This is a genomic window from Rhodospirillales bacterium, assembly GCA_016710335.1.
Classification (GTDB): domain Bacteria; phylum Pseudomonadota; class Alphaproteobacteria; order Rhodospirillales; family Defluviicoccaceae; genus JADJXQ01.
This window is the reverse complement of record JADJXQ010000007.1, coordinates 73,150-86,504: the sequence shown is the minus strand read 5'-3', so window position 1 is coordinate 86,504 and position 13,355 is coordinate 73,150. Positions and strand designations below refer to the sequence as shown.

General features: G+C 66.3%; 14 protein-coding genes. 10 read left to right on the top strand and 4 right to left on the bottom strand.

What is annotated here, in order from left to right:
- Nucleotides 1-38: 38 nt before the first annotated feature.
- Nucleotides 39-767, bottom strand: coding sequence for a flagellar basal-body rod protein FlgF (flgF, locus tag IPM60_11840; GenBank protein ID MBK8908559.1), 729 nt, complete (start codon nt 765-767; stop codon nt 39-41).
- A gap of 286 nt (nt 768-1,053) precedes the next feature.
- Here flgF and IPM60_11835 point away from each other — a divergent pair, with 286 nt between their 5' ends.
- The 10 genes from IPM60_11835 to speE all read left to right on the top strand — a co-directional run bounded on the left by IPM60_11835 (nt 1,054) and on the right by speE (nt 11,024).
- Nucleotides 1,054-1,611: a flagellar basal body-associated FliL family protein gene (locus IPM60_11835; GenBank protein ID MBK8908558.1), complete on the top strand. Its 558-nt coding sequence runs from the start codon at nt 1,054-1,056 to the stop codon at nt 1,609-1,611.
- A gap of 133 nt (nt 1,612-1,744) precedes the next feature.
- The gene (fliM, locus tag IPM60_11830) at nt 1,745-2,854 is read left to right on the top strand and encodes a flagellar motor switch protein FliM (GenBank protein MBK8908557.1); all 1,110 of its coding nucleotides are present in this window, start codon (nt 1,745-1,747) and stop codon (nt 2,852-2,854) included.
- Nucleotides 2,855-2,858: 4 nt separating this feature from the next.
- Nucleotides 2,859-3,251, top strand: a complete 393-nt coding sequence (locus tag IPM60_11825) for a hypothetical protein (protein MBK8908556.1) — start codon at nt 2,859-2,861, stop codon at nt 3,249-3,251.
- Nucleotides 3,252-3,332: 81 nt separating this feature from the next.
- Nucleotides 3,333-4,013: a hypothetical protein gene (locus IPM60_11820; GenBank protein ID MBK8908555.1), complete on the top strand. Its 681-nt coding sequence runs from the start codon at nt 3,333-3,335 to the stop codon at nt 4,011-4,013.
- Nucleotides 4,014-4,130: 117 nt separating this feature from the next.
- Nucleotides 4,131-4,517: a chemotaxis response regulator CheY gene (locus tag IPM60_11815; GenBank protein ID MBK8908554.1), complete on the top strand. Its 387-nt coding sequence runs from the start codon at nt 4,131-4,133 to the stop codon at nt 4,515-4,517.
- A 27-nt stretch (nt 4,518-4,544) separates the two neighbouring features.
- Nucleotides 4,545-5,411, top strand: a complete 867-nt coding sequence (locus tag IPM60_11810) for a hypothetical protein (protein MBK8908553.1) — start codon at nt 4,545-4,547, stop codon at nt 5,409-5,411.
- Between the two features lie 20 nt (nt 5,412-5,431).
- The gene (locus IPM60_11805) at nt 5,432-6,157 is read left to right on the top strand and encodes a hypothetical protein (protein ID MBK8908552.1); all 726 of its coding nucleotides are present in this window, start codon (nt 5,432-5,434) and stop codon (nt 6,155-6,157) included.
- A 1,108-nt stretch (nt 6,158-7,265) separates the two neighbouring features.
- Nucleotides 7,266-9,575, top strand: a complete 2,310-nt coding sequence (locus tag IPM60_11800; protein MBK8908551.1) for a hypothetical protein — start codon at nt 7,266-7,268, stop codon at nt 9,573-9,575.
- Between the two features lie 154 nt (nt 9,576-9,729).
- A complete protein-coding gene (speD, locus tag IPM60_11795; GenBank protein MBK8908550.1) occupies nt 9,730-10,167 on the top strand; it encodes an adenosylmethionine decarboxylase in 438 nt (145 codons plus the stop codon).
- Entirely contained in the window at nt 10,164-11,024 is an 861-nt protein-coding gene (gene speE, locus IPM60_11790; GenBank protein MBK8908549.1) for a polyamine aminopropyltransferase, read from the top strand. The genes speD and speE overlap by 4 nt, the downstream gene beginning before the upstream one ends.
- Here speE and IPM60_11785 read toward each other — a convergent pair whose 3' ends face one another.
- The 3 genes from IPM60_11785 to IPM60_11775 form a co-directional block, all read right to left on the bottom strand.
- Nucleotides 11,025-11,270 carry a helix-turn-helix transcriptional regulator gene (locus tag IPM60_11785; protein MBK8908548.1) on the bottom strand — a complete coding sequence of 82 codons (246 nt, stop codon included), beginning with the start codon at nt 11,268-11,270 and terminating at the stop codon, nt 11,025-11,027. It lies immediately after the preceding gene.
- Between the two features lie 565 nt (nt 11,271-11,835).
- Nucleotides 11,836-12,597, bottom strand: coding sequence for a flagellar type III secretion system pore protein FliP (gene fliP / locus IPM60_11780; protein MBK8908547.1), 762 nt, complete (start codon nt 12,595-12,597; stop codon nt 11,836-11,838).
- Nucleotides 12,594-13,028, bottom strand: coding sequence for a flagellar biosynthetic protein FliO (locus tag IPM60_11775; protein MBK8908546.1), 435 nt, complete (start codon nt 13,026-13,028; stop codon nt 12,594-12,596). The genes fliP and IPM60_11775 overlap by 4 nt, the downstream gene beginning before the upstream one ends.
- Nucleotides 13,029-13,355 lie beyond the last annotated feature (327 nt).

Genomic DNA, 13,355 nt, shown 5'->3' with positions numbered 1-13,355 from the left:
ACGGGGCTGCCGGCCCACGAGGCGACGATCGCGGCGTCTTACCGCGCGTATTCCTGAATCATTTTCTTGATGCGCTCGTCTTCGCTGTCGATCAGCTTGCGGGCGCGTTCGTAGGCGCGCTGCACCTCGATCATGCGGGTCATCTCGACCACGCCTTCGACGTTCGACCCCTCCAGCATGCCTTGCTGGATGTTGGGGCTCTCCATGTCCTCCGGCACGGCGTCGGCGGTCATCAGGCCGCCGGCGACCGCCTGCAGTTCCTGAGGATTGTCGAAGCGGACGATGCGCAGCCGACCGAGATCGCCGAACCGGGTCGAAACCGTGCCGTCGCGGCCGATGCCGATGTCGGTCTCGCTGCCATCGAAGACGATCACGGCGCCGGCGTCGGCCATCACCGGGTGGCCGTGCTCGGTGACCAACTGCCCGGTCTCGTCGATGCGGAAGCGGCCGTTCCGCGTGTAGAGGGGGCCATTCGGGCTCTCGACCACGAAGTAGCCGTCGCCCTGGATGGCGACGTCCAGCGGATTGCCGGTCTGCTGCATCGGGCCTTCGCTGGTGTCGCGCACCGTCGCCACGTCGCGGACGAATGCCAGCGTGTCGCCCAGGGCGCCGCGGTCGTCGCGGTTGTGCACCAGATACTCGGAGAACACCGGATGCTGCGCCTTGTAGCCCGTGGTGTTCATGTTGGCGATATTGTTGGCGGTGATGTCCATCTGGCGGCGCAGCACCCCCTGCCGTGACAGCGTAATGTAGATCGAGTTTTCCATGCTTCGGTCGGTTCCCGGTGACGACGACGCGGCCAGTGTTGCACGACCGGTTGTGCACGACCCGTGCCAGCCGCCGCTGCGGCCGTGATGCAGGAGTTTGGAAACCATGATGTCGCGAGGCCGGCCGCCACGATCGCCGCCGCCGGCAGCGCTTGCCCGGCAGATGTTGCCGGCAGGCCGCGCGCTGCCGGCCGCGGCAACGCGTTGTTAACCATGTCGCCCTACAGTCGCCCTATCTGATGGGTGGGCGTGCGGCGCTTACCGTCGCAAGGGCTGAGGACGCGGCATGGCAAGGATCGGTGCGGACAACGACGAGACGAACGCGGCCGGCGACGGCGACGACGCAGCCGACGACACTACTGCTCAGGCGGGTCGGAAAAAGAAGCGCCTCATCATGATTGCCGGGGCAGCGGCCCTGGTGGTTAGTGGCGTCGCCGGTGTCTGGGTGAGCGGCCTTGCGGATCCGATCATTGCTCTGATCACAGGGAGCGAGGCTCACGGCGACGCAACCGCCGCCGAGAATGCTGACGAAGCCGCGGTTCCGGTGTTCTACGCGCTCCCGCACTTCGTCGTGAACCTCAACACGCGAGGTTCCCGGCCGACGTACCTGAAGCTCCGCGCCGAACTCGAGTTGACCTCGGCGGAGGACATCCCGTACGTCGAGCAGCGCTTGCCGCGGATCACCGACAGCTTTCAGGTCTACCTCCGCGAACTGCGTCTCGAAGACATCCAGGGTTCGGCGGGCACCTACCGGATCCGCGAGGAGCTTTTGCGTCGGGTAAGCGCGGCGGTGGCGCCGACGCGGGTCAACGACGTGCTGTTCGCCGAGATGTTCGTTCACTAATGCGAAGATCCGCTCCAACGGCTCAATCGCGTGGACCAGATGTGCAAAAAAACAGACAGTTTCGTGAAGCGACGGCGGCTGTTTTGAATGCGCCGCTGCACGACCTGAACACGGTCGAGGGAAGACGAGCACGATGACAGGACCCGAAGACGAACCGGATCAGGACGCGCTCGCCGTGGAATGGGAGCGCTCCGTCGGCGGCGACAACGGAAACGCCGACAGCCTCGCCGACGATTGGGAGGGGAGCCTGAACGAGAGCGGAGATCACTCCGAAGGCAACAGCGCCCGCGTCCTTAATCAGGACGAAATCGACAGCCTCCTCGGCTTCGACGATTCGAGCGCCCGCGCGAGCGAGGGCGGCATCGAGGCAATCCTCAACAGCGCCCTCGTGTCGTACGAACGCCTGCCGATGCTGGAGGTGGTGTTCGACCGCTTGGTGCGCCTGCTGTCCACCAGCCTCCGCAACTTCACCTCCGACAATGTCGAGGTGTCGCTGGACAGCATCGCTTCGCTTCGTTTCAGCGAATACCTCAACTCGATCCCGCTGCCGGCGATGCTGGGGGTTATCAAGGCCCAGGAGTGGGACAACTACGGCCTGATCACCGTGGATTCTTCGTTGATCTACTCGATCGTCGACGTGTTGCTGGGCGGCCGCCGAGGGACGGCGGCGATGCGGGTCGAGGGCCGCCCGTACACGACCATCGAGCGCAATCTGGTCGAACGCTTGCTGGACGTGATGCTCACCGACTTGAGCGCAGCGTTCGAGCCGATCAGCCAAGTGACCTTCCATTTCGAGCGGTTGGAGACCAACCCCCGGTTCGCCGCCATCTCGCGCCCGTCGAACGCCGCTATCGTGGCGCGGCTCCGTGTCGACATGGAGGATCGCGGTGGCCGGGTCGAGCTTCTGCTCCCCTACGCCACCCTGGAGCCGATCCGCGAGCTGCTGCTGCAGCAGTTCATGGGCGAGAAGTTCGGCCGGGACAGCATATGGGAAGCGCATCTGGCGGAAGAGCTTCTCCGGACCGAGATGGAACTCATCGCCGTCATGGACGAGAAGACCATCCGCCTCAGGGACGTCTTCGATCTGCAGGTCGGCAATCGGCTGATGTTCAACGCCGCACCGAATTCGCTGGTGCGCATGCGGTGCGGCAACGTGCCGCTGTTCACCGGGCGGATGGGGCGCAAGGCCGGCCACATCGCGGTTCAGGTGGAAGATCCGATCAATCGCAAGCAGAGAGGATAAATCCGTGACCTTGGCTCTCGCTCTTGATCTGGCTTTGGCCGTGCTCCTCGCGGTAACCATCACCTATGCGGCGCTGCTCAATCGCAAGCTTGCCCTGCTGCGGCGTGAGCGGCAGCAGTTGGACGGTGCTGCCGGCGGGCTCCAGGAAACGCTGGGCCGTGCCGATCACGTCATCGGCAACCTCAAGGAGGCGATGGACGGCCTGCACGCCTGCATGGAGCAGTCGCGGGCCCTCGGCGACGATCTCCGTTTCCTCGTCGAGCGGGGAGGAGCGGTCGCCGACGGTCTCGAACAACGTCTGAGGCAGGCGGTCCAAGCGTCTGCGGGACCGGCTCCAGATCAAGCGGCAGGCCACCAACATGAACGCCAAACCGGAGCCGCGTGCGCCGAGTTCTGAAACTGAGCCGTATTCGGATGCCGAACGCGAGTTGCTCAAGGCCCTCGGCGCGGCGCGATGATCTGGCTCAGGCCACGGTCCATGCGCACCATGATCGGCAGGTTCCGTCTGCTCCCGGTTGTCATCGTGTTCGCCTCTCTGAGCCTTGCGGTAAAGGTCGACCTTGCATGGACTGAGGCGCGCGGTCTTGTGACCGGCTCGATCACCGTCGCCGATGCACAGGCTCGGGAGGCCGCGACCAGCGGCGCTGCGCCCCGCGTCCCGGCGCCGACAGAGCCGCCGCCGGCCGTTTCCGAACATGAATCGGACCCAGCAAACGCGCAGCCGGTGTTCAGCGCCAGCGAGGTTGAGGTCCTGCAACAGCTTGCCGAGCGCCGGAATGCCCTTGACGCGCGCGAACGCAAAGTCGTCGAAATGGAGGCGCTCCTGCAGGCTGCCGAGGCGGGGATCGACCGCAAGCTCACCGAACTCAAGGATCTCAAGGCGGTGCTTGACCAGTTGATCCGCGCCTACGACGAACAGGAGACCGCCAAGGTTCTGTCGCTCGTCAAGATCTACGAGACCATGAAACCGAAGGACGCGGCGCGGATCTTCGAGCAACTGGACATGGACACCCTGTTGCTGGTCGCCGACCGCATGAAGGAGCGCAAGCTCGCATCGATCATGGCGGAGATGAACGCCGACCGCGCCAAGGATATCACCATCGAACTGGCGCGCCAGCGGGAGTTGCCGACCGCGGGGTTGAACATCGGCGGCACGTAAGTTAGGGTTGCATAAACCACCCTCACGCAATAATCAGTATACATCCGGGCGGAGCACGGCGCGCGGCCGGATGTCGATCTAGATCCGCGCGCGGGGGTGCAGTTCAGGGAGCATATGATGGCTGTCGATCGAAACATGCAGGTTCTCATCGTCGACGATTACAAGACGATGCTACGCATCATCCGCAACCTGCTTCGGCAGCTGGAGTTCAACAACATCGACGAAGCGACCGACGGTTCCGATGCGCTCATGAAGCTGCGGCAGAAGGATTTCGGGCTGGTCATTTCAGACTGGAACATGGTGCCGATGACCGGGCTCCAACTGCTGCGCGAAGTGCGCGCCGACGACAGGCTGCGTCACCTCCCGTTCATCATGGTCACTGCGGAAAGCAAGACCGAGAACGTGGTCGCCGCCAAGCAGGCCGGGGTGTCCAACTACATCGTCAAGCCGTTCAACGCCGAAACCCTGAAGTCCAAGCTGGCGTCGGTCCTGGGGCCGTTCTAGAGGTTAGGCCCCTTGGCAAGCCGCACGATGGCGGCTGCTGACGACTGGCTGCCGCCGACGGCGAACGATCCCGCCGATTCGCGCACCGGGCGAAGCGGGGACATCCTCGACGTGCGTTCCGCCGGATGCCTGCTCGCCGCGTCAGCGCCCATCCCGGCGGAGCATAATGAACCTGCCGCATCCGGCGGCTCGACCCCGACGCTGCTGCTGGCACTGTTTCTTGTCGTACTCGCATTCTTCATCGTAATGGTCAGCTACTCGACGATCAACGGCGGACGATCCGACCAGGTAATCCGGAGTCTGGCCTCGGCGTTTCATGGTCTGCGCGCCGCCGACACGCTGCCCCATCCCGCCGGCTCCGAGGAGGGGGACGTGGTTGCTTTACGCAGATTGGAGTCTGATCTCGGCGCGTTGTTCGCGACCCGTGTCGGCTTTGCAGAAATCGAGATCACCGCCGTCGGCCGCTTGCTCGAAATGACAGTGCCGCTCGACGTGCTGTTCCACCGCGACAGCGTCCGCCTGCGGGAGGCGCGGCTCCCTGTGCTCGATGCCATCGTCACCGGCGTCAGTAAACGCCTTGCGGGCCTGCCCTACACGGTAACGCTGCGTGTTGCTGCGTCCGACGCCGACCCGCGACTTTCGGAGTCGACCGCTCCCGAGAGCCTGATTCTGCGCCAGGCTGGCGCGGCGGCGCGCGCCATGGTAACCCGCGGCCTGCCGGCGCCTGACGTCGCCATCGCCGTCGAACGTGCCGCCCCGCGCGCACGACTTCGCGACGGCGCGGCGATCCATACGATTGTCTTCGTTATTCGCATCACGCACGATGTTGTGCCGCGCGCCGAAGCGCATAATGGCACGCCGCGCGCTCAGGCGGATGTGATGGGACGAACCTGATCGAGCCAAGCATTGCCAACATGACCAAGCCCGAACATGCACTTACCGGCGCATCCTTAGGCCTCGACCTGCTTGCCGCGCCACCGCCCGCCGCGGACGCCGCGCGCGGCCTTGCCTGGATGGTGACCTTCGCCGACCTCGCCGCGCTGCTCCTGTCGTTCTTCGTGATGCTGTTTGCGATGACCGGGATCCCGGGCGACATGTGGCGTTCCACCGTGCAGTCGCTGACCCTGTCGTTCAAGGTTGCTACGGAGCTGGACGCAGACGTTCCCACCGCGCACCGCAACAGCCGCTTGACCCGGCTCCCGCCCATCGCGGATTTGGGCTATCTGGGGACGATCCTGGAGGCGAACGTGGCGGACGATCCAGATCTGGCGGGGGTCCGAATCATCCGCGAGCCGGAAACCCTGAGGCTGGTTTTTGCGCAGCACCCAGTGTTCGCAAACGGCGGAGTTGAACTTGTGCCGGGGGCGGATCGGACACTGGCGGCAATCTCCAACCGCCTCCGCAACATCGGCAACCCTTTGTCTGTGGCTGTTCATGGCGATGCCGACGGCACGGCGGACGGTCTCTATGCCTCCGGCTGGGAGCTGTCCGTCGCGCGCGCGGTGGTCGTTGCCGGTGCCCTGGCCAGGGCCGGAGACGATCGCCCCATTGTCGCCGTGGGACGCGTGGATGCTGGCGGCGGAGCGACCGCGAACAGCGTCGATATCGCCATCCTGCCCGATACAGGAGGTCGCAGGTGACAACCGCTTTCTGGTGCCGGATCCTGGTCGTCCTCTATGCCGCGGTTTGCGTCCTGGCCGGGCCCGCCGCTGCGCAGCCGGCGACGGGCGGGCCGGGCACAAGGGTCACCGGCACGGTCGAGGACGGGACTGGGCGGCTTCGCTTCGACTGGGGACGCCCGGTGGGTTTCGAAGCGACGCTGGACAACGGGCGCCTCGTCATCCACTTCGACCAGCCGCTGAACCTCGACTTCGACGCGGCCACGCGAGTTCTCGACGGCTACATCGGACCGCCGCAGCGAGCAGCCGATGGGCGGTCCGTGACGGTGCCTTTGAAGCGCCCGGTGACTTTGGTCTTCTACGACATCGATGGCGTCGGCTTTATCGACCTGGTGGAGCGTTCGGCCGAAGCAGAGATGCCCACACCCACACCCCCGCACAACAGCGGCGACGCCCAAGACACCGACAGCGCAGGGCCTGCCATCGGGGTGCGCATCGGCGAGCACGGAAAATTCAGCCGCATCGTGTTCGACTGGGAGAAGCGGGTCCCCTATACGGTCACTCGCAGCGGCGACGCGCTGCAGGTCACGTTCGACCGCCCGGCCAACATCGGCGTGGCGCGACTTAAGACGCCGCCGGCAAAGCACATTCGCGCCGCCACCGCCGACAGCGATGCCAGCGGTTCCCGAGTGCGCTTGACCGTTCCCGCCGATTCCCGGGTCGAAGACATGCGGGTCGGCCCCAAGGTCGTCCTCGACGTCTACGCGCGTGGCACCCGCACGCCGCCGCCGCCGCCGCCCCCGAGGCAGCCGGTTCGCAAGTCGAGCCAGACCGCCCCGAGGCGGCAGCTGAAGCGGAGCCGGCCGAGCCGAAAGGCGCCGCACCGGAGCCGCACCCGGAGGAGCCTCGCTCGCCGCCGTTGCCCGACAGGACAGCAGAACATCAGCCGAAGCCGGCTCCGGAGCCGCCGGCGATCCCGCAGCCGACAGAGGACGCGCCGTCGGCGGCACACCATGTCGCCCCACAGGATGAGACGAAACCGGACGCAGCGCCGGCGGAACCTCAAGACGCCGCCGCAGATGCTCCCATCACCTTGCGTTTTCCTTTCAAGGAACCGACGCCCGCTGCCGTGTTCATGCGCGCCGGCCGCATCTGGGCGGTGTTCGGCACCACCGAGGCGCTCGATTTTGACGCCGTTCGAGTACTCGCCGGTTCCGCGCTTGCGGACATCGACCGGTTGCCAGTGGAGAACGCCACCGTCCTTCACATGACGCCGTCGAGCGACATCGTGCCGGTGCGGGTCGTTCGGGACGGCTCGGATTGGCTCCTGGAACTGGGGCAGCATGCGGCCACGCCGGAAGTCCCGTTGGAGCCGAGGGTGGAACCGGAAACTCCGGACGGCGGCGCCATCGTCATAGCCGTGTCGGAGCCCGCCGCGCCGATCGCCGTCACCGATCCGGAGGTGGGGGACACGGTGATCGTCGTTCCCCTGTACCCTGTCGGCCACGGACTGGCGCGGGGGTTCGAGTATCCGGAGCTGGATCTGCTCGTCAGCAGCCAGGGGCTGGTCATCGTCCCCCGCATCGATGATTTGATCGTGAACACCGTTGACGGCGTGGAGATCACCTCCAAGCGCGGTCTCCATCTGTCCCCGGTCCCCGACGACGTGCGCAACCGATCGCGCCTCGCGCCCGACCGCGCCCTGACCCGGCTCACCGGTCTCCACCACTGGCGCGATCTTCCGCTTGCGCGTCTTGGCGCCGAACGGCGGCGCCTGTTGCGCGCTGCGGCAGCCGCAGAAGGCGGCGAGCGCGAGCAACCCAGGGTGGAACTGGCGGAGTTCTACCTCGCGACCGGCCAGGCTGCGGAAAGCCTCGGCGTGCTCGACGTGGTGGCGGAGGACCGGCCGGAGATTGCCGAAGACGCGCGCTTCCTTCTCCTCAGGGGCGCGGCGCAGGTGATGATGGGGCGCCTCGCAGAGGCCGAAAGCAACCTCGCGCAGCCTCAACTGGCGGGAAGCGACGAGGCTGCTCTGTGGCAGGTGGCGCTCGCCGCCGCGAGAGGGCGGGATGCGGATGGACGTCCGGTTGGGGCGCCTGACCTGCACGACATCGGCGCCCTGACGCTGACCTATCCCCGAGACTTGCGAACGCCGCTTTTGTTCCTGCTCGCCGAATCCGCGATCGGCCGGGGAGAGGCGATGATCGCCCGGCGATTCTTGGATGTATTGGCCATGGAGGACCTTGGTGCGGGCGGCGAGGGGCGCCACCGTTACCTCGAGGGCCGGCTGGCGCAGGCGAGCGGCGACTTCCCGCAGGCGCTCGCCCATTGGACCGAAGCAGAGCAGGGGGCGCACCGGGCCAGTCGGGCGCGCGCCGCCCTGGCGAGCATCGAACTCCGCCTCGACCAGGGCGGGATGACGCCGGAGCAGGCGATCCGAGAGGCGGAAAAACTGCGGTTCGCTTGGCGAGGCGACGGGTTCGAGTTCGCGTATTTGCGGCGCCTCGGAGAACTGTACCACCGCGAAGGAGACGACGCCGCCAGCCTCCGCACACTGCGTCAAGCGGTCTCGTCATTCCCGGACCACCCCGACACCGTGGAGATCACTCGGCAGATGGCCGATACCTTCGAGCGGCTGTTTCTGGATGGTGCCGCCGCCGACGTGGCGCCGCTGTCGGCCATTGCGCTGTTCAACGAGTTCCGGGAGTTGAATCCGGCGGGCGACAGTGGCGACCAAATCATTCAGTCCCTAGCCGACCGGCTGGCCGCCGTCGACCTCCTTGACCAAGCCGCGGACCTTCTCGACGATCAGGTTCGGCATCGCTTGCGGGACGGCGTGGAGAAGGCGCGCACCGGTGCTCGCCTTGCCCTCCTGCGCCTCCTCGACCGCCAGCCCGACGCGGCCCTGGAGGCTCTGCAGGCGTCCGAGGCGGACGAAATGCCTGAGCCCCTGCAGCGTCAGCGCCGCCACCTGCGGGCCCGGGCGCTGGCGGAGATGGAACGTTTCGACGAGGCGCTCGGGCTGCTGGCCCGAGACGACGGCACGGACGCCGACCTGATCCGCGCCGACATCCACTGGCGGATGAAGGATTGGCGCAATGCGGGCCGTGTCCTCGAACAGGTGGCGACGGCGGCGGGCGCAAATCCCGGCGCGGCCCTGGACGACAGCCAAGCGCGCCTCGTGCTGAACGAGGCTGTCGCCCGGTCTCTGGCCGACGACGCCGACCGTCTCCGCCAGCTCGACAACGATCATGGCGCGGCCATGGACGCGTCCCCTTATCGCGCCGCCTTCCGCCTGGTCGTAGCGGACGGTCGCCATCGCCCGGCGGGGCTGCAGGCCGCTGTATCCGACAGCGTCGAGGACGTCGTGAACTTCCAGGCGTTTCTCGGCGCCTACCGCGATCGTCTGCAGCACGAGGGCCTCAGCACCATCAACTGAGACCCCGCTGCTCGCTTGCGGACGCCGCGCGGCGATTGCGCCGCCGGGGTCGTCGCGCTTTACATTTTTTGAAAGCGTCCTACTTGAAAGCCCGTGCCGGTTTCCTGTATCTACCGGCTCTTTCCATGCAACATGATGGCGAGGTGGGGTCAGAATGCCCAGAGATGGCGAGGTTGAATTCGAGGCGGCTGCGGTCGCAGAGTCCGAAATCCGGGTTGGCCCAGACTTTTTCATCGAGAAGGGTGGTCATCGATACGCGGGCGGCCACCTGCTCATCGACCTTTGGGGCGCCAGTAACCTGACGGATCCGCAACGCATCGAAACCGCCCTACGGGCCGCGGCCACCGCCGCCGGCGCCACGATCCTGCATGCCCACCTTCATCAGTTCGGTGAGGGAGGCGGCGTATCCGGGGTGCTGGTCCTCGCAGAGTCCCACATCAGCATCCACACTTGGCCGGAGCGAGACTTCGCTGCCATCGACGTGTTCATGTGCGGCGCGTGCGATCCGCAGCGCTCGATCCCGGTACTCCGCGACGCCTTCCGGCCGACATCGGTCGATCTGTCGGAGCACCGGCGCGGGCGCCTCTCGTGAGTTGGCTGGCCGAGACCATCCACCGCCCCCACGGCTACGAACAGCGTCTCGAGGTGCTGCGCGAGTTGCACCACGAGACCACCGAGTTCCAGGACCTGCGCATCGTCGAGACGGCATACTTCGGGCGCGTGCTGGTTCTCGACGGCGCCGTGCAGACCACCGAGCGGGACGAGTTCATCTACCATGAGATGCTGGTTCATGTGCCGATGCTCGCCCATGGCAAAGCCCGCCGGGTGCTGATCATCGGCGGCGGCGACGGCGGCATCCTGCGTGAGGTGCTGCGCCATCCGGTCGAGAGCGCGGTGATGGTCGAGATTGACGGGCGGGTGGTAGAGACCTGCCGCGCGTTGATGCCGGCGTTGAGCCAGGGGGCCTTCGACGATACGCGCGTCGACCTCAGGATCGCAGACGGTATCGCCTACATCGCCGAGGCCAAAAATCCGTTCGACGTCATCATCGTCGACTCAACCGACCCGTCGGGCCCTGGCGAGGTGCTGTTCACGGAGGCGTTCTACGCCGACTGCAGCCGGCTATTGGGCGCGGACGGCGTGCTGGTAACCCAGTGCGGGGTACCCTTCTACCAGCCGTGGGAGGTCGCCGAAAGCTACGGGCGCCTCAAGGCGCACTTCCGGGACGTCGGCTTTTACACGATCGTCGTGCCGACCTACGTCGGCGGTTACATGACGTTGGGCTGGGCCAGCAACGACGCCGCGCTTCGCCAACAAACGGAGGACGTGCTGGGCGACCGCTTTGCCGCCGGCGGTCTGGCGACCCGGCACTACTCGCCGGCGATGCATCGGGCAGCGTTTGTGCTGCCGCCGTTCATCCGGCTATTGGTTCCTGCGGACGCAGCCTGATCACTTCGCTTGTCGCGCTTCATCGTCTTCGGGCGAGGCTGTCGGTGGACCGTTGTAGTCGGTGACGCCCTCGGCGAGCGCGAAGCAGGCAAGCCGTACGCATCTCGGCACGTCGACCTTGTCGCCGTCCCGTTCACCCTTTTCGTAGTATTGAACCACCCGGCGCTTCAGGCCGAGCGCATCCGCCGCTTCCTTTTGTGACAAGCGCAGCGACTTCCTCCAGCGCTTGAAATCCGATGGCCGCACCCGGCCCTCCTCCACCCTGTCCCCCGCCGCCCCCGCGGCGCGCCTCATTTAACCCAAACGCCGCTGCCGCGCAACAACATGCACACCGTGCGCTTTTGCTTGACAAGGCGCACAGAGTGCGTATCCTAATAAGGATATGGCAAGGCCGCTGCTCAATCCCGCGTTGTGGAGACGAGTTGCGGCGGTTCAACGACAAGAACGGAGGCGTCCGATGTTATCCCACATGGTGATCGCCCGCGCCCAATTCGCCGCGGAACGGGTCAATCTGGCTCAGGCAGCGGAGAGAAGCTGCGCCGTCCAAAGGCTGTTTCACACAATCAGCGAGCGCTGCAGCCGCGCCTCCCATGCCGCGCTCAGCATGGCGAAGGCGGCCTCGCAACGGTGGACAGCGACCGGCGGCCAGCATCAGCGGTAAATGCGAGGAAGCACGGCATGATCGGCCTGAAGCCGTCCTTGCGTGCTTAATCGGAGACCATGGGCGGCAATCCACAATCCGCCCCCGTCGCCGCCGCGCCGATGGCTGCACGCTGCGCCAATGACGGCATGAAGCAAGGCCGGGCGCCGTTCAGGGTCCGAAGCTGCGGACCAGGCTGCCGACCACCAGATACCAGCCGTCGACCAGCACGAAGAAGATCATCTTGAAGGGCAGCGAGATGACCACCGGCGGCAGCATCATCATGCCCATCGACATCAGGACCGAGGCCACCACCATGTCGATGATCAGGAACGGAACGAAGATCAGGAAACCGATCTCGAACGCGCGCCGCAGTTCGCTCACCATGAAGGCCGGGATCAGCACGCGGAGCGGCATCGCCTCCTGAAGTGCGTCGCCGTCGGGCAACTGAGCCATGTCCACGAACATCGCCAGATCCTGCGGGCGCACGTGGTCCATCATGAATGAGCGCACCGGCTGGACGGTGCGCTCGAACGCCTGCTCCTCGTCGATGTCGCCGGCGATCAGCGGCTTGATGCCGGTGTCGTACGCCTGCTCCATGGTCGGCATCATCACAAACAGGGTCAAGAACAGGGCGAGGCTGATCAGCACCTGATTGGGCGGCGTGTTCTGCGTGCCCAAAGCCGTGCGCACGAACGACAGCACGACGACGATGCGGGTGAACGAGGTCACCATCACCAGGATCGACGGCGCCAGGCTCAGCACGGTGAGCAGCGCCATGATCTGCACAATGCGCCCCGTCGCCTCTCCGCCGCTGTCGCCGAGGTCGAGCGACAGGCTCTGCGCCGCCGCCGGTTCCAGCGCGATCAGCCCCATGCCGAGACCGGCGGCGAGCGCGGCGAACGCGATGACGAACCGGCGCGCAAGGCTCATTCGGGCGTCTCCGAGTCGCGGCCGGCGGCGGGACGCGGGCGCTGCAGGCCAATGCGGTCCGCGGGCGAGGGCGTCCTCGGGCCCGTGCGATCCTGCAGATCCCGACCGGCGGCGGATCGGGCCGCGCTGGCGAAATCGGCGCCGGCTGTCGTGATGCCGGCTTCGACAACGGTCTCCGAGTTGGGGCCGACGATGATCAGGTGTTCGACCCCGTCCCGCCGCACCAGCATCAACTTTCGCTTGCCGTCAAGCGCCAGCGCTTCCGTCACCGACAGGCGGCGGTCGCGGCCGCGCCGCCGCGGCGTCGCGCCGCCCATGCCGAGGCGCTTCGCGAGCGCCGCGAGGAGGCCGATCAGCGCCAGCACGAAGACGAGGGCGAGGGCGTACTGCAGGTAATCGTTGAGCTGAACGTTATCCATGAAGTCGGTCATGACAGCGTCTCCGTGACGGGTCCGTCTGTTCGCGGCGCAGGATCGTTCGTCCGCCGCACCGGCGGCTCTTGCTTACGCCGCACCGGCGGCTCTTGCTGACGCCGCACCGGCGGCTCCTGCGTACGCCGCACCGGCGGCGATGCCGCGCCAGCGTGGTACACATACGCCGGAATTGCGGAGACGGCGACGGCAAGGCGCTCTGACCCATGAATGTCGGCGACAGGGGGCGTGTGTCTTTGCGGATCGGTCATGGCGCACGAGTGTCGCGAAACATGGCTAACGAACAATTAACGGTACAGCGCGCATCTTGAGGCCGGAGAGAGCCCA